Origin of the sequence: Lysinibacillus sp. FSL W7-1291, from assembly GCF_038593415.1 — a bacterium.
GTDB lineage: Bacteria > Bacillota > Bacilli > Bacillales_A > Planococcaceae > Lysinibacillus > Lysinibacillus fusiformis_D.
The window spans coordinates 4,531,345-4,549,165 of the sequence record NZ_CP151994.1 but is presented as its reverse complement, the minus strand read 5'-3'; the positions used below and the strand labels follow the sequence as shown (position 1 = coordinate 4,549,165).

Genomic DNA, 17,821 nt, shown 5'->3' with positions numbered 1-17,821 from the left:
TCAATTTTTATGCAGTATACGCAAATTTTTAGCAAGTTATTCAAGAGGTGGTAATTATGGAAGAGAATAAAAAATTAATGGAGAGATACTGGGATAAGCTCACATCTGAGGACCTTTGGGAATCGGTTATTAATGCATCTTTAGAGATATTGCTCATTTTATTAGCATCATGGATTGCAGTAAGATTAGGTAAAAAATTTATTAAAAAAGTGTTTTTAATACGAATGCGTTCCCCATTAAACCACTCAGAGCGACGCCAACGAACAATTGCAAGATTATTACAAAGTGTGATTTCCTATGTTGTTTATTTCTCTGCAATTATTGGGATTCTTTCTTCCTTAGAAATAAAGGTAGCAGGTTTATTGGCTGGTGCAGGGATTGTTGGTTTAGCAATTGGTTTTGGCGCTCAAAGTTTAGTGAAGGATGTTATTACTGGATTCTTTATTATCTTTGAAGATCAGTTTGGTGTAGGGGATTATATAAAAATTAACGCAGCAGAAGGTACGGTTGTAGAAATTGGTTTACGTACAACGAAAATTAATGGTGCTACAGGTGAGCAATTCATCATTCCAAATGGTGCAATTGGTGAGGTCGTCAATTATTCTGTTAACAACTCCAAAATTTTTATAGATTTACAAATGGCTACTGAGGCTGATTTTGAAAAAGCAGAGGCAATAATTAATAAGTATTTAGAAACATTACCAAAAATGCATAAAGAGCTAATAGCGACGCCAGTATTTTTAGGTGTGCAAAATGTTAAAGGGACAGAGGTAACGATACGAATAGCTGCTGAAACATTACCGCAGCAGCAATATGGAGTAGCACGTAGTATTCGCCGTGATGTTACCAAACTTTTTGAAGAAAATAATATACCAATGGCCTATCCAAAAATGATGTTCTATGGGAAAGAAGAAGGGAGAAGTGAATAATGGAAGCGAAAAAATTTGGTTTAAATGATATTGTTGAAATGAAAAAACAACATCCATGTGGTACTAATAAATGGAAAATCATTCGTATGGGGGCAGACGTACGTATCAAATGCGAAGGATGTCAGCATAGTGTAATGATTCCACGCCGTGACTTTGAGAAAAAAATGAAAAAGGTTTTAATTTCTGCTAATGAGGCGTAACATCAGGCATATTAGACTTTTTATGAGTGAATCAATATAATAGATAAGGTTATATGAGAGAAAAAATTTGAACTGAGTATAGAAAGGTTGTGTCCATTCATGGCATTAACAGCTGGAATCGTTGGTTTACCTAACGTTGGAAAATCAACATTATTTAACGCAATTACAAAAGCGGGCGCATTGGCTGCAAACTATCCATTCGCAACGATTGATCCAAACGTTGGTATCGTTGAAGTACCTGATGCACGTTTAGATAAATTAACAGAATTAGTTGTACCGAAAAAAACTGTACCAACTGCATTTGAGTTCACAGATATCGCAGGAATTGTAAAAGGTGCTTCCAAAGGTGAAGGATTAGGGAATAAATTCCTTGCTCATATTCGTGAAGTAGATGCAATTTGTCAGGTTGTACGTTGTTTTGTAGACGAAAACATTACGCACGTATCTGGTGCAGTAGACCCAATTGATGATATAGAGGTTATTAATCTGGAGCTTGCACTTGCTGACTTAGAATCTGTAGATAAACGTTTACAACGTGTTAGCAAAATGGCAAAACAAAAAGATAAAGAGGCTATGGTGGAAGAGCCAGTTCTTCTAAAAATTAAAGAGCAATTAGAAAACGGTAAACCGGCACGTGCGGCTGAGCTTTCTGATGATGAACTAAAGATAATTAAAGGTCTTCATTTACTAACAATTAAACCAATGCTATATGTAGCAAACGTTTCAGAAGATGAAGTAGCAGATGCTGACAATAATGAGTATGTGAAAAAAGTACGTGAGTATGCTTCAGCAGAAGGTGCTCAAGTTATTACAATTTGTGCAAAAATCGAAGAAGAAATTTCTGAGCTTGATGATGAAGAAAAAACTATGTTCTTAGAAGAACTTGGAATTAAAGAATCAGGCTTAGATCAGTTAATCCGTACTTCTTATGATTTATTAGGATTAGCTACTTACTTCACTGCAGGCGTACAAGAGGTACGTGCATGGACGTTCCGTAAAGGGATGAAGGCGCCACAATGTGCAGGTATCATCCATACGGATTTTGAACGTGGCTTTATTCGGGCAGAAACAGTTGCTTATGCTGATCTATTAGAGGCAGGTTCTCAAGCAGCAGCGAAGGAAGCTGGTAAAGTACGTCTTGAAGGTAAAGAATATGAAGTACAAGATGGCGATATTATGCTGTTCCGCTTTAATGTATAAAAACTGACAAGGGCAATCGAAAATGGTTGCCCTTTTTCGATTGTATCATTATCAGAATTTTTAACGTATGGAGGCGACTAACGCATGAATGCTTTGCAAATTAAGGAACGTGGTTTAGAGTTTGAGCAACTGGGGATGCTACCACAGGACGTCTTAGATTTTATTTATGAGCAACAATTATTTAAATTGTTCACGTCAAAAGAATTAGGTGGTAAGGATTTAGATTTAGTAGAGGGTGTAAAAGTATTTCAGCAAATGTCTGCACTCGATGGTAATGTCGGCTGGCTAATTACTATTGGTACAGGTGGAAATGCATTTATCCCAACATTCAACCAGGATATTTGTGAGAAAATCTATATGCCTAAAGAAGCAGTCATAGCAGGCAGTGGTTATCCAACGGGAATAGCAGTAAAAACAGATGGAGGCTACTACATAACGGGGCAGTGGAAGTATTGTAGTGGCTCTAACTATGCGTCAACATTTACAATGAACTGCTATATTGAAGAAAATGGTGTCAAAACAGAAAAAATTATTAGCTGCTCAGTGAACCCGCAAGATGTTGAAATTTTGAACGATTGGTGTGCCATGGGCTTGAAGGCAACAGCAAGTCATACAATCCGTGTGAACAATGTTTGGGTACCACAGGAAGCTACTTTTCAATTAGGTACAATCAGAAATAATTATGGCGATTCAGTACATAGCTTTCCATTTACCACTTTTGCGGAAGCTTCCTTTTTAAGTGTTTGTCTTGGGATAACAGAGAATTTTTTAGAAGAAGCAACCGTTTTAATGAAGCAACGAAATCATGATAGAAGCTGGGCTGAGCATATTGGATCCCTTCAGTTTTTATTAATGCAACAGCAGAAACGTTACAAGCAATACGAGGAACAATTCTATACAACATTATCTAAATATTGGGAATTACATCAACGTGGTGATCAATTATCCGAAGAGGACTTATCACAATTTACACAAATGAGTAAGGATATTGCTGCAGCTTGCCTAGAGATAGCGAATAATTTAATACGCAGTCTTGGTATGGATGCTATTACAGAAACATCCACTATTAATCGTATTTGGAGAAATTTATACACAGCGGCCCAGCACGGATTTTTAACGCCTTAAATTAGAATCTGTAGCTAGTCATTTCTACGCTACAGATTCTTTGAATGATGAAGTGTTACTTTAGTGAGCTATCCTTTTCCAGTGGTAGATAGACATAAAGTTTCGGCAATTTGGGATCATCCCGTATCAAAGCATCTCTTGGATATTTTCGTAATTCTTTATACATGGCAAAATCACCTACTGCTCCTGCTATTAAAAAAGCTCCAATCAGGATCAAAACCGTACTATTGAGATAAAACCCAACAATGGTTGGAAGGATGCCGGTTGTCCAGAATGGCAGTAATAGAGCCTTTTTCATAGCATGATTGAAAAGAGGCTGTTCAGTCGTCGCATAGGCAATGCCAAGCTCTAAATTGATGCCGTATTTTAAAGCCTTAAAGGGCACTTTGCCAAAAAACATAAAGCCAATTAAATGAAAAACCTCATGTAGGATAATAAAAATAATATACAACGCCACGAACAGTGCTGTGCCACTAACCATGTTCCAAACAGAAAAATGAAAATCTTTAAAGCAAATATATTGAATAGCTGTAAATAATATGACAAGACCACTAGTGATCACAAAATTGTCGATCATTAATTTCTTTAAATCTAATTCGATAACAATAGGCTCTTTATTATTAGTTAGCATGAAGGCGCTCCTTTCAAATATACTGTCATTATATAATGAATTATTAGTTTGTGACTTGAAAGAAATGTATCTATATGTTACAATTCATTGATGTGAGTAATAATTAATTACTTGCTCCTTGCTCCCTTCAATAGGAGAGCCTAAGTCCATAAGGAGGTGTAAACAGATGAGAAAATACGAATTAATGTACATCGTACGTCCGAACATTGAAGACGAAGCGAAGAAAGCTTTAGTTGAACGTTTCAACGAAATCTTAACTTCTAACGGTGCAGAAGTCATCGAATCAAAAGAGTGGGGCAAACGCCGCTTAGCTTATGAAATTAAAGACTTCCGCGAAGGTTACTACCAAATCGTAAAAGTAAACGCTTCTTCAGATGCAATCAACGAATATACACGTCTTGCTAACATCAGCGAAGACATCATTCGCCACATTGCAGTTCGCCAAGAAGCTTAATAATTAATTTTTAACAAAACGCTGAAAAGGAGGTTGCATTCTGATGATAAACCGTGTCGTATTAGTCGGAAGACTAACAAAAGATCCTGAGCTACGTTATACACCAAATGGAATTGCGTCTACAAGATTTACAGTTGCTGTAAACCGTGCATTCTCAAATCAACAAGGTGAACGCGAAGCTGATTTCATTAGCTGTGTTGCATGGCGAAAACAGGCTGAAAACCTAGCGAACTTCATGCGAAAAGGAAGTTTAATTGGGGTAGAAGGCCGTATTCAAACAGGCAGTTATGAAGGACAAGACGGTAAGCGAGTATACACAACAGATGTCGTGGCAGATAGCGTACAGTTTTTAGAACCCCGTAATGGTAGCGGTGCACCTGCTCCTCAATACGGTGGTGGACAAACTTACGGTAATAACCAACCGTCATATGGCGGTGGTCAACCACAACAACAGTTTGGTGGCGGCGCAATGCCAGGACAGGGTTCCTATGGCGGCGATGCTTATCAGCAAAATCAACCACCTATGAATCAGCCGAATTATACACGTGTAGATGAGGACCCATTTGCGAATAGCAAAGGGCCAATAGAAGTATCTGAGGATGATCTTCCATTCTAATGCTTCTAAAATTATAATAAGATAAGGAGGAGACATACTATGGCACCACGTCGCGGAGGCCGCAAACGCCGTAAAGTTTGCTACTTCACTTCAAACAATATTACGCACATCGACTACAAAGATGTAGATTTATTAAAAAAATTCATCTCTGAGCGCGGTAAAATTTTACCACGTCGCGTAACTGGCACAAGTGCAAAGTACCAACGTAAATTAACTTCAGCTATTAAAGTATCTCGTATCATGGGATTACTTCCATTCGTAGCAGAAGACAAATAATATTAAAAAAAGTACAACATTGGTTATTGAACCTTTGTTGTACTTTTTTTATGTACTTCATTTTAAATATATGTAAAAATACTATAGCAATAGCTGCGGATTATTGTAGAGGTCTTAGATTTTATAAATATTTTAGAACAAAAAGGATTATCATCAAATACTGTAAAAAGTTATTTAGAAGATTTAAAGGTTTTTTATTTATGGCTAAATAGGAGAGTTTGAAATAAAGCCAGCAGATATACCAAACTTCATTGAGTTTATTGATAATCGTCAAGCTAGTAAAAAGTTTCTCCTGCAACATTAAATCGGTACTTAGCAACAACTAGTTCCTTTTATAGTTAAAACAATAAAAGTGTGAGTTAATCTGAATATGTATCTCGAATCTACTTTCTAAATATATTTTTCTATGAAAAGATATAGCTGGAGGACATATTTACCAAGCAGTTTTATAAACTGAAATTAGAAGGAACAAGTCGGAATTTATTTTCGAACGCTTAGACAAAATAAAACTGTATTTTTTTACCTCTTGTTTAAAATCATCCTCAGTAAAAAAGAGTAGTCAAAGTTGACTACTCCTTAATACCACGGCTTTATTCATTTAATAAATATATTACTCTCTTTTTGCATCTAATCGCCGACGAAATACTAAAGCCGAGACAGCGAAAATAACGAAAGCTAATGTTGAAGCAGCCGTAACCATCTGTAACACAATTCCTATTGGAGATTTGAACAACAAGGCGACCGAGATGATTAAAACGGCACCAGTTAAACCCATTCCTAAAATCGAGATTGCCAAAACCTTATTCATCTAATCACCTCACAGGTAGTTGAAACAAGCTACCGCTCCAGCAATACCCCCTGCACCAATAACAGCATATGCTCCAATACATGCAGCACAGATTGGAGCAGTTACTGGTGTCGGTGCTGCACACGAACCGCCACACGCAACCGCAATAATATAAGCCACCGTACCACCGACACCAAGTACTGCTCCAAGACAACTTGCCACTGCTCCTATACCCATCGGTTGAATCATAGATGGCTCTTCTGCAAGTAATTCTTCATCCGTCATATAAGCAATCCCAGTATCCTGAGATTTAACAAGTGTTCCATTCAAATACGTCGAAACCTGGAAGTTTCCTAGCTCATTCTGGGTAACCAGCATTTCATTTGTCTGCAATACATTATGATCCTCATCTAAGAATACCGTTATATTACTAGGAAGGCTATAATCCCCATGCAAAGGAACTGTAACCGCCGTAACTCCACCACCAACAGTGTACACACTCGAACCTTCCAAATCAAATGCAGACACAGGAGCTACATTCCCAACTTTCCCCTTCTCGACTGCACGGAGCGTTGTATTAAGCAGTTCCTTAGCAAGTTTGCCGGTAACTACAACAATACTCGGAGCATCCTCAGCTTGCACAGAAACATCTTTAGCTGGAGACAAACCTAAACAAAAAATAGTAAAGATCATTAATACTGGCAAATACATTTTTTTTGCCATCGACATAATAAAACCTCCCATTTTTAGTGTTTTGTTACAAATTATTAATTCTACACCAAATCTAAATTTCCTTCTTTTTGGTAATTAATATATTTATCTGCAACAAAAAAGTAGACATTATTTTTTTGAGTTGATAACTCGTGCAATTAACACTTAACAGCCCTTGAGATTGCATCAAATACAGGATAGCTCTGCCTAATTCTGTATCTAACATGATTCTATCCCTCAAGGGCTTTTTGTGTTTAAAATACAAAGAAGAAAGGAGGGATTGGTCTAGAATAATAAAACTCAGATTATACATGTTTTTTTGTTTGATAGTGTTATCAATTGAATACACAAGGATTACATACTGTATGGTAAGAAGGAGACATACTATGGCACCACGTCACGGAGGCCGCAAAGTTTGCTACTGCACTTCAAACAATATTACGCACATCGACTATAAAGATGTGGATTTATAAAAAAAATCCATCTCTGAGTGAGGTAAAATTTTACCACGTCGCGTAACTGGCACTAGCGCTAAGATTAACTTCAGCTATCAAAGTATCTCGTATCATGGATTCGTAGCAGAAGATAAATAAGATTGATGACGTTAAGGTAACGGACCTTACATCAACTTAAAAACCAGCATATTACGATATTCGAATCAGTATATGCTGGTTTTTTGTTATAGGTAAAAGTCATTTTTTCAAGCCTAATATACGTTTTCTCTTCATGGACCGTTGAATTTGCACCAGTAATGTACCAAAGTATTTTATAAGCAAGCGCAATAATACTAAACAAGAATGATAAAATTAATGGCAATGCATATAGTGATCTAAGTGATTTTTGTTCAATACTATGAAAAAATGGTACAATAAAGGGTAGTAAGTTTGACTGAAAAAAAGGAAGGTTTTCAATGCCGAATAATCAAACAAAAGCGCTTGTACAAGGCTCAATGATGGTTGCACTTTTTACAATATTAATGCTGATTTCTGCATATGTACCATTCATCTTTATAGTAGCTTTATTATTCGCTCCTCTACCGATTGCTTGGTATAGTGCAAATTACAAGCGTTCCTCATCAATACTCGTCGCAATAGTAGGCTGTATCCTAACCACTATCACGAGTGGAATAACCATGCTACCGTTTGCCTTTATTTTAGGGCTATTAGGTGTCATTATTGGTAATGCAATTTATCTGAAGAAAAGTAAGCTCTATTTATTTATGTCAACAGGGATTGCTAATCTAATCTCCATGGCAATGGTTTATCTTGCCTATGTAAAACTTGCAGGAATTGACTTCATTAGCATGAGTTTAGAAATGGTTCGTAAAAATTATGAACAATCTAATGAATTTGCAAAAAATGTAACGGGGCAAGTAGCTTTACAACCAGAACAGCTTGAGGCGATGCTTAAAACAATCGAGCTGACGATGCCTGCAACGATAACAATATCAGCATTTTTTGCTGCATTTATTATCATCACGTTAAATTTACCAGCTTTAAAACGACTAGGAGTAGATGTACCAAAGTTTGCTCCGTTCCAAAATATGAGATTACCACGCTCTATTTTATGGTATTACATGATTGTTTTATGCATTAATCTGTTTATGCGTCCAGAAGCTGGTTCCACGTTAGATATAATTGTATTAAATGTTTCTTATATTTTATGGATTTTACTCATTCTACAAGGGATATCTTTTATCCATTATTTCATTTCTAAAAAGGGCATGCCAACGGGAGTAAAATGGGTAGCTACCTTGTTAGCTATTCCGTTATCATCCTTCATGATTTTACTTGGTATTGTTGATTTAGGTTTTGACGTACGTGCACTTGTAAAGGGGAAAACTAAAGAATAAGGGGCTGATTGTAATGGGGACTTTTAGAAAACGACCAATTCGCTATCCGCTTTTTGTTCTTTCCATATTTGGAATTGTGACGTTCGTGCTTCTATGTATTTGGAATATCGGGATAGGTATCGGTTATGGGGTAGGTTTTATTTTATTAATGGCCTACACATGGAAGGTAGAAAAAATTGCTTTTGAAGAAACAGAAAAGCATATTGAATCCATTTCCTTCCGAATGAAAAAAGTAGGCGAAGAGGCATTGCTTGAAATGCCTATCGGGATATTGCTCGTTAACGAGCAATATGAAATCGAATGGTCGAATCCATATATGCAAGGTATCTTAAACATGGAATCATTAGTGGGAGAAGGTATTGTCGATATATCTGACGACATTTATGTATTAATGAAGACCGAGGAAACAAACGAGGCTACGATTACACTAAGTGATCGGAAATATCGTGTGTATTATAAAAAAGAGGAACGACTACTATACTTCTTTGATATAACAGAACAGATTGCCATTGAAAAGCAATACTATGCAGATCGTACAGTTATTGCTATCTTATTTGTCGACAATTATGATGAAATCACACAAGCTATGGACGACCAACCACGAAGTTTAACAAATACGATGGTTACGTCAATTGTCAATGAATGGGCTGCTGAGCATGGTGTATTTGTCAAACGAATATCATCAGATCGTTTTTTAGCGGTACTAAACGAATCTATTTTAACAGAGCTTGAAAAGAAAAAATTTGCTATTTTAGATACTATTCGAGAAAAAACAGCTCAGAAAAATTTATCATTAACATTAAGTATTGGTGTAGGGGCTGGATCATCATCACTAGTAGAGCTTGGTGAATTGGCACAATCGAGTCTAGATCTTGTATTAGGACGTGGCGGTGACCAAGTGGCGATCAAACAACCTACTGGAAAGCTTAAATTTTACGGTGGGAAAACGAATCCAGTTGAAAAGCGTACACGAGTTAGAGCTCGCGTCATTTCACACGCATTGCGTGATTTAATTCAAGACAGTGACCAAGTGTTTGTTATGGGACATAAAAATCCTGATATGGATTCCATAGGTGCATCTGTCGGTGTACGAAAAATGGCTCAGATGAATGATGTAAAAGGCTATGTCATTATAAACTTTGATGAATTAAATGGTAGTGTGACACGACTCATGAATGAAATTGAGAGTAAATCCGATTTCTATGAAAATTTCCTAACACCTGAGGAAGCCGCTGGGAAAATGACAGAAAAATCATTGCTCGTGATCGTGGACACTCATAAACCGAATTTAGTCATCGATGAACACTTATTGAAACTAGCTGAAAAGGTTGTCGTAATCGACCACCATCGTCGAAGTGAGGACTTTATAGAAAATCCTACACTTGTTTATATGGAACCATATGCGTCATCGACGGCTGAGTTAGTGACAGAGTTACTAGAATATCAGCCGAAGCGTGCAAAGATCAATATGCTAGAGGCTACAGCGTTACTTGCAGGCATTATTGTCGATACCAAAAGCTTTACACTTCGAACAGGAGCACGTACATTTGAAGCGGCTTCTTATTTACGAACGAATGGTGCTGATACAATATTGGTGCAGCGTCTTTTAAAAGAAGATGTGGACACCTATATTGAGCGCTCCAAAATTGTGCAAACCGTGCAATTTGTAAAACCTGGAGTAGCTATTGCTGTAGGAGAGGAATCGAAAGTGTATGACTCTGTTTTAATTGCACAAACAGCAGATATTTTACTAACCATGAAGGATGTTAGTGCATCCTTTGTCATTGCACATCGAGCAGATGGAAAAATTGGTATAAGTGCACGATCTCTAGGGGAGGTCAATGTACAGCTCATCATGGAAAGGCTTGGCGGCGGTGGACATTTAACGAATGCTGCCTGTCAAATAGAGGCTAAATCCATTGATGGTGTGAAAAAACATTTAGAAGAGGCCATAAATGAGGTCTTTGAAGGGAGTTCTGACTAATGAAAGTAGTATTTTTAAAAGACGTTAAAGGAAAAGGGAAAAAAGGTGAAATTAAAAATGTAGCTGATGGCTATGCACAAAATTTCCTGATTAAAAATGGCTATGCTGCTGAAGCAAATGCTCAAGCACTGAGTCAATTAGATGGACAAAAAAAATTAGAAGCTAAAAATGCAGCAGCTGAATTAGCTGAAGCACAAGCATTAAAAGAGAAATTAGAAGCGTTAACAGTTGAGGTAAAAGCAAAATCAGGTGAAGGTGGCCGCTTATTCGGCTCAGTATCAACAAAGCAAATTGCTGATGCATTACAAAAAGTACATGGCATTAAAATTGATAAACGTAAAATGACTTTACCTGATGGCATTCGTGCTCTTGGCTTTACAAATGTTCCTGTAAAATTGCACCATGAAGTATCAGCAACGTTAAAAGTACATGTAACGGAAGAATAAGGAGCGACGATCCATGAGTGAACCGATGATGGACCGCGTTCCACCGCATAACCGGGAGGCGGAGCAATCGGTTATCGGTGCAATATTTCTTGAACCACAGGCGTTAATAACAGCATCAGAAATTTTATTGGTGGATGATTTTTATTTAAATGCCCATAAGAAAATTTTCGAAACGATGCTACGCTTGAGTGATCAAGGAAAAGCGATAGATGTTGTAACAGTTACAGAAGAGTTATCAGCTAAAAAAGAGATTGAAGATGTTGGCGGGCTATCTTATTTACTAGAGCTCGCCAATGCTGTCCCTACAGCTGCTAATGTCGCACATTACGCCAAAATCGTTGAGGAAAAGGCGCTATTACGTCGATTGATTCGTGTAGCTACGAAAATCGTTGAGGACGGCTACACACGTGAGGACGAGGTAGAGGCATTATTAGGCGAAGCAGAGAAGAAAATGATGGAGGTTGCCAATCGAAAGAATGCTGGTGACTTTAAGCATGTTAAAGATGTGCTAGTGGAAACATTCGATAATATTGAGAAACTTCAATCACAAAAGGGAGATGTAACGGGTATACCGACAGGCTTCCGTGATTTAGACAATATTACGGCGGGCTTCCAGCGCAATGATTTAATTATTGTAGCAGCACGTCCTTCTGTAGGGAAAACGGCCTTTGCGTTGAATGTGGCGCAAAGTGTCGCCGTACAAGCGCGTGAGAATGTGGCAATATTTTCTTTAGAGATGGGTGCAGAGCAACTTGTCATGCGTATGCTTTGCGCAGAAGGCAATATTGATGCACAAGTTTTACGTACAGGTGCTTTAACTACGGATGATTGGGGTAAACTAACTATGGCAATGGGTAGTTTATCGAATTCGGGAATTTTTATTGATGATACACCAGGTGTACGAATCAATGAAATTCGTGCGAAATGTCGACGTTTAGCACAGGAAAATGGACTCGGAATGATCTTAATCGATTATTTACAGTTAATTCAAGGTAGTGGCAAACCGGGAGAAAACCGTCAGCAAGAAGTATCGGAGATTTCACGTTCCTTAAAGGGACTAGCCCGTGAATTAAAGGTTCCTGTTATTGCACTATCACAGCTATCTCGTGGGGTTGAGCAGCGACAGGATAAACGACCAATGATGAGTGACTTACGTGAATCGGGAAGTATTGAGCAAGATGCTGATATTGTTGCCTTTTTATATCGTGATGACTATTACGATAAAGAATCTGAGAGTAAAAATATGATCGAAATTATTATTGCAAAACAGCGTAATGGTCCAACAGGAACCGTTACACTGGCCTTTAAAAAGGAATTCAATAAGTTCATTAATGTGGATTGGTCTCAAATGCCACCACCACCGCCACGTGATTAGTCGTTATTCAGATAAGTTGCCTCTTAAGTAATGCAATATTACCCATAGATTAAATTAATCTGAATGTTCGATAATATTCATATCATTCTGTTATTAAACACGAACGTTGAATCAGATTTTTTGATTTTATGTTCGTGTTTTTTCACTGTTTTTTATTGACGGGGCGTTTCTATCATTGTTACAATGATTGAGGCTTGAAAATTGAGATACAAAGGTATCTAACGGAGGTGCTGATTATGACATCAGTAGTAGTTGTAGGAACACAGTGGGGAGACGAAGGGAAAGGTAAAATTACAGATTTCCTTTCGCAAAAAGCCGATGCAATCGCTCGCTTTGCAGGTGGAGATAATGCAGGACATACCATTAAAATTGATGGTGAAACATACAAACTACATTTAATTCCATCAGGGATCTTCTATAAAGAAAAAACTTCAGTAATTGGTAATGGATTAGTTGTCAATCCAAAGTCATTAGTAACAGAGCTTAAAGGTTTACAGGAGCGCGGCATTAATACAGATAATCTACGTATTTCTAATCGTGCACATGTTATTTTGCCTTATCATATTAAGCAAGATATTGCAGATGAAGAAAGTCGTGGCGATAATAAAATCGGCACAACTTGTAAAGGGATTGGACCTTGCTATCAAGATAAAGTAGCGCGTATTGGAATCCGTATGGCTGATTTACTTGATAAGGAAATCTTTGAAGAAAAACTACGTCATAATTTAGCCATTAAAAATAAATTATTTGAGAAATTCTATGAAGTTGAAGGCGTAACATTCGAAGAAATTTTCGAGGAATACTATGGCTATGGACAAGAAATCGCAAAATATGTCGCAGATACATCTAAAATCTTAAATGATGTCCTTGATGAAGGCGGCAAAGTGTTGTTTGAAGGTGCACAAGGAATTTTACTTGATGTCGATCAAGGTACGTATCCATATGTAACGTCTTCAAATCCAGTTGCAGGTGGTGTAGCGATTGGAGCAGGTGTTGGTCCATCACGTGTGACAAGTGTTATTGGCGTATCGAAGGCCTATACATCTCGTGTAGGAGATGGTCCTTTCCCAACAGAATTATTTGATGAAGTGGGTCAACAAATTCGTGAGGTTGGTCGCGAATACGGTACAACAACAGGTCGTCCACGTCGTGTAGGTTGGTTCGATACAGTCGTTGTTCGTCATTCACGTCGTGTAAGTGGAATTACACATCTTGCACTTAACTCTATTGACGTTTTATCTGGTTTAGAAACAGTAAAAATCTGTACAGCATATAACTATAAAGGTGAAACAATTACGGAGTATCCAGCAAATCTTCATATTATTGAACAATGTGAGCCGATCTATGAAGAGCTTCCAGGCTGGTCAGAGGATGTAACGAGCTGCCGCACTTTAGAAGAGCTACCTGAAAACGCACGACGCTATGTAGAGCGCATCAGTGAGTTAACTGGCATTCAAATTGCTACTTTCTCAGTGGGACCTGCTCGTGAGCAAACAAATGTTTTAGTGGATGTTTGGGAAGCCTAATAAAGTAAAATAAATTGAAATGGGCGTGCCATATGAGGTACGCCCATTTTTAGTGAATATCCCTTTTCTTAAAGCGACCGCCTTTTACCTCGGCGATATTACCGATGGCTAAAAATGCATTGTCATCAATTTCTGCAACAATTGATTTTAACTTCGCTTCTTCTAAACGAGTAATAACGGTAAAGATAACTTTCTTATCGTTTCCCGTATAAGCCCCCTCCCCATGAAGGAAGGTAACACCACGACCAAGTCGATCCATAATCGTTTGTCCAATTTCATCAATTTCATCACTTATGATATAAACCGATTTTGATTCTTCTAATCCTTGAATAACAATATCAATCATTTTATAGGCAATATAGTATGCAATGATGGAGTACATGGCCTGCTCCCAATTAAAAACAAAACCTGCCACTGCAAAAATAATGACGTTGAAGATCATAATGATTTCCCCGACTGAAAACGGTGTCTTGCTATTAAATAAGATGGCTAATATTTCAGTTCCATCCAATGAACCACCATAACGAATGACAATACCGACACCAACGCCTAAAATCATTCCACCAAAAACTGTAGCCAATAGTGTGTCTTCCGTAAATGGATGTATGTTATGTAAGGCAAGTGTTGCTAACGAGAGTACAGTAATACCGAGCCCTGTAGAAATAGCAAAGGTTTTCCCAATTTGTTTATAGCCTAAAAAAATAAAAGGTAAGTTTAAAATGAAGATGAAAATACCAAGGGGTAAATTTAATAAATGAGATGTGATAATGGAAACGCCTACGATGCCTCCATCCATGATGTGGTTAGGTACTAAAAATAGCTCCAAGCCCAATGCCATTATTATTGCACCTAGCGGAACCATAATAATCCTAAGAAAAATTTTACGCATATTATTTTTCTGCATTCTCAACATTTTTGTTGAGATCTCAGAGGTTTGTGAATCACTCAATTTAATCGCTCCAATCAAATAATGTATTTTCTTTTATAGTTTATCGGAATATTAAAAAAGTAAAAAGTATTAAGTCGAAATTCACTTGAAAAAATTTAGAGATTAATATACCAATGGCTCAATATAGTTTATTTTATCCTTCTATAGGCAGGTGTTTTTTATAACCTAATATATGAATAAAAATACAGTAATTACTAACTATATAAAATTTATTCTATGTAACAATTAGTAGATAAATAATACATTTACATTACAAAAGGGTGAAATCATTCAAACGCCATTTTCTTTATGGTAAATTATAAGGGTGCAAAAAATCCTTGTGGGTAAATCATCCTACTATAGGGTAAAGTTGGAAGGGGCTTTATTGATGAATTCGTTTTGGAAAAGAAAAGAAGAAAACAATAGATTCACCTACAATTTTTCTTCTTTTAAAAAGGCTTCAATCGTTGCAGTTTTAATGACCAGCCTAACGATTAATATGGGTTTTGCTAAGGAATATAATAAAGAAAACTTAAATAAAATTTTCCACGTTTATGTGGGAAATGAATATATTGGTGCAGTATCTGATGAGAAAGCTATTCAAGAAATTATTGCCTCAAAGGAAAAAGTAGCGAGTCAGCAATTCAAAGGATTATCGATTGATGCTAGTTCAGCTGTTAAAATAATCCCGGAGCAAGTATTTGCGAATGAAACAAAAGATGCGGAAACGTTATCCAAACTTGAGCAATCTTTAGTAGCAAAATCCGATGCTTTTACATTATTAGTTGATCATAAACCGGTTGTATCATTAGAGAATACAGAGGCTTATGAAAAGACTGTCCAATTGTTAAAGCTACAATATGTTTCTCAGCAAGAATTAGATAAACTTGCTGAAACCCAGCAAGCTATTAACAATTTACCTGAATTACAAAATGGTGAATCTCGTCTATTAGATATTTCGTTTAAACAGGGAGTTTCGGGATTGTCGCAAAAAGTTACACCGACTGAAATTGTATCGCCTGAGCAAGCGGTAAAATATTTAATGACAGGCTATCTTGAGCAAGAGACATATAACATTCAATCAGGTGATGTGTTAGGGTCGGTTGCTAAAAAACACAATTTAACAACAAGCGAACTATTAGCATTGAATCCTGACATTACAGTGGATACAGTTTTACAAATTGGACAAGCACTAAATGTTACAGTGGCAAAACCGTTTGTAACACTTGAAGTGAAAAAGGAAAAGAAAGTTGCAGATGAAATTCCATTTAAAAAAGTGGTCAAAGAAGACCCTACAATGTATAAAGGCGAAAAAGTAATTAAACAAGAAGGCGCTAATGGAAAAAAAGAAACAACCTATGCATTAACGTCTGAAAATGGAGCACAAACTTCAAAAGTTGCATTAGCAGAAAAGGTTATTCAACAACCAGTAGATCAAATTGAAGTAGTTGGTACAAAGGTAATTTCTTCACGAGGAACTGGTGAATTTGCATGGCCAGCAGTAGGAGGCTATATTTCAAGTGGCATGGGTGAACGTTGGGGAGCCTTCCATCGAGGTATAGATATCGCTCGTCCAAGTAACTACAATATTTTAGCTGCTGATAATGGCGTAGTTGTTGCAGCTGGTACTTCAGGCAGCTATGGTAATCGCATTGTTATCAATCACAATAATGGCTATACGACACTTTATGGGCACCTATCTTCAATTAATGTTGAAGTGGGCCAAGTAGTGGAAAAGGGTTCTGTAATTGGAATAATGGGTTCTACTGGAAATTCGACAGGTACACATTTACACTTTGAAGTTGAAAAGAACGGTTCATTAGAGAATCCGTTATCTTATGTAGGTCGATAAACATGTGGAATAGAAGGCAGTCCAAATGGTGGGCTGTCTTTTTTCAATTATTTCCCGAGAAATAATTGTTGGAATATATCATTTTCTGTCACAGTATAAGATGGATTGAATATCGATTAATGCATAGAACTCGAAAGCATGATAGAGTTAAGAGTAGTGAATTTACAAATACACATTGTTTAAGAATAGATAAAAAGCGAAAGGGAGAGAATGAATGAACAAAACCATTTTAGTTGTTGACGATGAAAAACCAATCGCAGATATTTTGCAATTTAATTTGATAAAAGAAGGCTATAAAGTTATTTGTGCTTATGATGGTGATGAGGCATTAAAAAAAGTAGAGGAAGAGCAACCAGATTTAATGCTTTTAGATATCATGCTACCAAAGCGCGATGGAATGGAAGTGTGTAGAGAAGTACGTAAAAAATACGATTTCCCTATTATTATGCTAACTGCTAAGGGCTCTGAGATTGATAAAGTATTAGGATTAGAGATGGGCGCAGATGATTATGTCACAAAGCCATTTAGTACAAGAGAGCTGATTGCACGTGTGAAGGCTAATATGCGCCGTCTACAAGTTGTTGCTCCTGCAGCAGAAGAGGCTGAGGAAGAGTCTAATGAGATTGTTGTGGGATCTCTTGTTATCCAACCAGATGCTTATTTAGTAATGAAGCGTGATGAAGCAATTGAACTGACACATCGTGAATTTGAATTACTTCATTATTTAGGAAAACATATTGGTCAGGTCATGACACGAGAGCACCTACTACAAACAGTATGGGGCTATGATTACTTTGGTGATGTACGAACAGTTGACGTAACAATTCGTCGTTTACGGGAAAAAATTGAGGATAATCCTAGTCATCCCGCTTGGATCGTCACACGACGTGGTGTAGGTTATTATTTACGAAATCCTGAACAGGAGTAAT

At 37.1% G+C, this 17,821-nt stretch carries 18 protein-coding genes and 1 pseudogene; 15 read left to right on the top strand and 4 right to left on the bottom strand.

Annotated features, from left to right (window positions below; all coding sequences use genetic code 11):
* Positions 1-56 precede the first annotated feature (56 nt).
* The 4 genes from NST76_RS22245 (at position 57) to NST76_RS22230 (ending at position 3,454) form a co-directional block, all read left to right on the top strand.
* Positions 57-929 (top strand): mechanosensitive ion channel family protein, encoded by an 873-nt coding sequence (locus NST76_RS22245; protein WP_036119525.1) that lies wholly within the window; start codon positions 57-59, stop codon positions 927-929.
* Positions 929-1,129 (top strand): DUF951 domain-containing protein, encoded by a 201-nt coding sequence (locus tag NST76_RS22240; RefSeq protein ID WP_036119522.1) that lies wholly within the window; start codon positions 929-931, stop codon positions 1,127-1,129. The genes NST76_RS22245 and NST76_RS22240 overlap by 1 nt, the downstream gene beginning before the upstream one ends.
* Before the next feature lie 99 nt (positions 1,130-1,228).
* Positions 1,229-2,329 (top strand): redox-regulated ATPase YchF, encoded by a 1,101-nt coding sequence (gene ychF / locus NST76_RS22235; protein ID WP_036119519.1) that lies wholly within the window; start codon positions 1,229-1,231, stop codon positions 2,327-2,329.
* Between the two features lie 84 nt (positions 2,330-2,413).
* A complete protein-coding gene (locus NST76_RS22230; protein WP_036119516.1) occupies positions 2,414-3,454 on the top strand; it encodes an acyl-CoA dehydrogenase in 1,041 nt (346 codons plus the stop codon).
* A gap of 55 nt (positions 3,455-3,509) precedes the next feature.
* Here NST76_RS22230 and NST76_RS22225 read toward each other — a convergent pair whose 3' ends face one another.
* Positions 3,510-4,085, bottom strand: coding sequence for a DUF3267 domain-containing protein (locus NST76_RS22225; RefSeq protein WP_271911976.1), 576 nt, complete (start codon positions 4,083-4,085; stop codon positions 3,510-3,512).
* A 166-nt stretch (positions 4,086-4,251) separates the two neighbouring features.
* Here NST76_RS22225 and rpsF point away from each other — a divergent pair, with 166 nt between their 5' ends.
* From rpsF to rpsR (NST76_RS22210), 3 genes are read left to right on the top strand one after another with little or no spacing between them, the layout of a single operon-like run.
* Positions 4,252-4,539, top strand: coding sequence for a 30S ribosomal protein S6 (rpsF, locus tag NST76_RS22220; protein ID WP_036119511.1), 288 nt, complete (start codon positions 4,252-4,254; stop codon positions 4,537-4,539).
* Positions 4,540-4,582: 43 nt separating this feature from the next.
* Positions 4,583-5,155: a single-stranded DNA-binding protein gene (gene ssb / locus NST76_RS22215; protein ID WP_058844074.1), complete on the top strand. Its 573-nt coding sequence runs from the start codon at positions 4,583-4,585 to the stop codon at positions 5,153-5,155.
* 39 nt (positions 5,156-5,194) lie between these two features.
* On the top strand, positions 5,195-5,431 hold the full coding sequence (gene rpsR / locus NST76_RS22210) for a 30S ribosomal protein S18 (RefSeq protein WP_004233359.1): 237 nt from the start codon (positions 5,195-5,197) through the stop codon (positions 5,429-5,431).
* A 610-nt stretch (positions 5,432-6,041) separates the two neighbouring features.
* Here rpsR (NST76_RS22210) and NST76_RS22205 read toward each other — a convergent pair.
* The gene (locus tag NST76_RS22205; protein WP_036119346.1) at positions 6,042-6,239 is read right to left on the bottom strand and encodes a hypothetical protein; all 198 of its coding nucleotides are present in this window, start codon (positions 6,237-6,239) and stop codon (positions 6,042-6,044) included.
* Positions 6,240-6,248: 9 nt separating this feature from the next.
* Complete coding sequence (locus tag NST76_RS22200) at positions 6,249-6,947, bottom strand: hypothetical protein (RefSeq protein ID WP_342544476.1); 699 nt, start codon at positions 6,945-6,947, stop codon at positions 6,249-6,251.
* A gap of 368 nt (positions 6,948-7,315) precedes the next feature.
* Here NST76_RS22200 and rpsR (NST76_RS22195) point away from each other — a divergent pair.
* From rpsR (NST76_RS22195) to NST76_RS22170, 6 genes and pseudogenes are all read left to right on the top strand, one after another.
* A pseudogene (gene rpsR / locus NST76_RS22195) lies at positions 7,316-7,522 on the top strand (30S ribosomal protein S18).
* Positions 7,523-7,839: 317 nt separating this feature from the next.
* On the top strand, positions 7,840-8,781 hold the full coding sequence (locus NST76_RS22190; protein ID WP_342544475.1) for a YybS family protein: 942 nt from the start codon (positions 7,840-7,842) through the stop codon (positions 8,779-8,781).
* Between the two features lie 13 nt (positions 8,782-8,794).
* Positions 8,795-10,765 carry a DHH family phosphoesterase gene (locus tag NST76_RS22185; RefSeq protein ID WP_036119352.1) on the top strand — a complete coding sequence of 657 codons (1,971 nt, stop codon included), beginning with the start codon at positions 8,795-8,797 and terminating at the stop codon, positions 10,763-10,765.
* Complete coding sequence (gene rplI, locus NST76_RS22180; RefSeq protein ID WP_036119355.1) at positions 10,765-11,211, top strand: 50S ribosomal protein L9; 447 nt, start codon at positions 10,765-10,767, stop codon at positions 11,209-11,211. The genes NST76_RS22185 and rplI overlap by 1 nt, the downstream gene beginning before the upstream one ends.
* 13 nt (positions 11,212-11,224) lie before the next feature.
* Positions 11,225-12,586 (top strand): replicative DNA helicase, encoded by a 1,362-nt coding sequence (gene dnaB / locus NST76_RS22175; protein WP_036119357.1) that lies wholly within the window; start codon positions 11,225-11,227, stop codon positions 12,584-12,586.
* A 236-nt stretch (positions 12,587-12,822) separates the two neighbouring features.
* Positions 12,823-14,112, top strand: a complete 1,290-nt coding sequence (locus NST76_RS22170) for an adenylosuccinate synthase (protein ID WP_036119360.1) — start codon at positions 12,823-12,825, stop codon at positions 14,110-14,112.
* Positions 14,113-14,161: 49 nt separating this feature from the next.
* Here the strand turns inward: NST76_RS22170 and NST76_RS22165 are convergent, their stop codons facing one another.
* A complete protein-coding gene (locus NST76_RS22165) occupies positions 14,162-15,025 on the bottom strand; it encodes a YitT family protein (RefSeq protein WP_051891596.1) in 864 nt (287 codons plus the stop codon).
* Positions 15,026-15,428: 403 nt separating this feature from the next.
* Between NST76_RS22165 and NST76_RS22160 the strand changes: the two genes are divergently transcribed.
* On the top strand, positions 15,429-16,892 hold the full coding sequence (locus NST76_RS22160; protein WP_058844077.1) for a M23 family metallopeptidase: 1,464 nt from the start codon (positions 15,429-15,431) through the stop codon (positions 16,890-16,892).
* A gap of 214 nt (positions 16,893-17,106) precedes the next feature.
* Entirely contained in the window at positions 17,107-17,820 is a 714-nt protein-coding gene (gene yycF / locus NST76_RS22155) for a response regulator YycF (RefSeq protein WP_036077923.1), read from the top strand.
* The last annotated feature ends 1 nt before the right edge of the window (position 17,821 follow it).

Bases quoted from the DNA above. Each gene is read 5' to 3' on its own strand.
- NST76_RS22170 (WP_036119360.1), top strand. From the start codon at position 12,823: ATGACATCAGTAGTAGTTGTAGGAACACAGTGGGGAGACGAAGGGAAA.
- NST76_RS22230 (WP_036119516.1), top strand. From the start codon at position 2,414: ATGAATGCTTTGCAAATTAAGGAACGTGGTTTAGAGTTTGAGCAACTG.
- NST76_RS22185 (WP_036119352.1), top strand. From the start codon at position 8,795: ATGGGGACTTTTAGAAAACGACCAATTCGCTATCCGCTTTTTGTTCTT.
- ssb (WP_058844074.1), top strand. From the start codon at position 4,583: ATGATAAACCGTGTCGTATTAGTCGGAAGACTAACAAAAGATCCTGAG.
- yycF (WP_036077923.1), top strand. From the start codon at position 17,107: ATGAACAAAACCATTTTAGTTGTTGACGATGAAAAACCAATCGCAGAT.
- dnaB (WP_036119357.1), top strand. From the start codon at position 11,225: ATGAGTGAACCGATGATGGACCGCGTTCCACCGCATAACCGGGAGGCG.
- rplI (WP_036119355.1), top strand. From the start codon at position 10,765: ATGAAAGTAGTATTTTTAAAAGACGTTAAAGGAAAAGGGAAAAAAGGT.
- ychF (WP_036119519.1), top strand. From the start codon at position 1,229: ATGGCATTAACAGCTGGAATCGTTGGTTTACCTAACGTTGGAAAATCA.
- rpsF (WP_036119511.1), top strand. From the start codon at position 4,252: ATGAGAAAATACGAATTAATGTACATCGTACGTCCGAACATTGAAGAC.
- rpsR (WP_004233359.1), top strand. From the start codon at position 5,195: ATGGCACCACGTCGCGGAGGCCGCAAACGCCGTAAAGTTTGCTACTTC.
- NST76_RS22200 (WP_342544476.1), bottom strand. From the start codon at position 6,947: ATGTCGATGGCAAAAAAAATGTATTTGCCAGTATTAATGATCTTTACT.
- NST76_RS22240 (WP_036119522.1), top strand. From the start codon at position 929: ATGGAAGCGAAAAAATTTGGTTTAAATGATATTGTTGAAATGAAAAAA.
- NST76_RS22165 (WP_051891596.1), bottom strand. From the start codon at position 15,025: ATGTTGAGAATGCAGAAAAATAATATGCGTAAAATTTTTCTTAGGATT.
- NST76_RS22225 (WP_271911976.1), bottom strand. From the start codon at position 4,085: ATGCTAACTAATAATAAAGAGCCTATTGTTATCGAATTAGATTTAAAG.
- NST76_RS22190 (WP_342544475.1), top strand. From the start codon at position 7,840: ATGCCGAATAATCAAACAAAAGCGCTTGTACAAGGCTCAATGATGGTT.
- NST76_RS22245 (WP_036119525.1), top strand. From the start codon at position 57: ATGGAAGAGAATAAAAAATTAATGGAGAGATACTGGGATAAGCTCACA.
- NST76_RS22205 (WP_036119346.1), bottom strand. From the start codon at position 6,239: ATGAATAAGGTTTTGGCAATCTCGATTTTAGGAATGGGTTTAACTGGT.
- NST76_RS22160 (WP_058844077.1), top strand. From the start codon at position 15,429: ATGAATTCGTTTTGGAAAAGAAAAGAAGAAAACAATAGATTCACCTAC.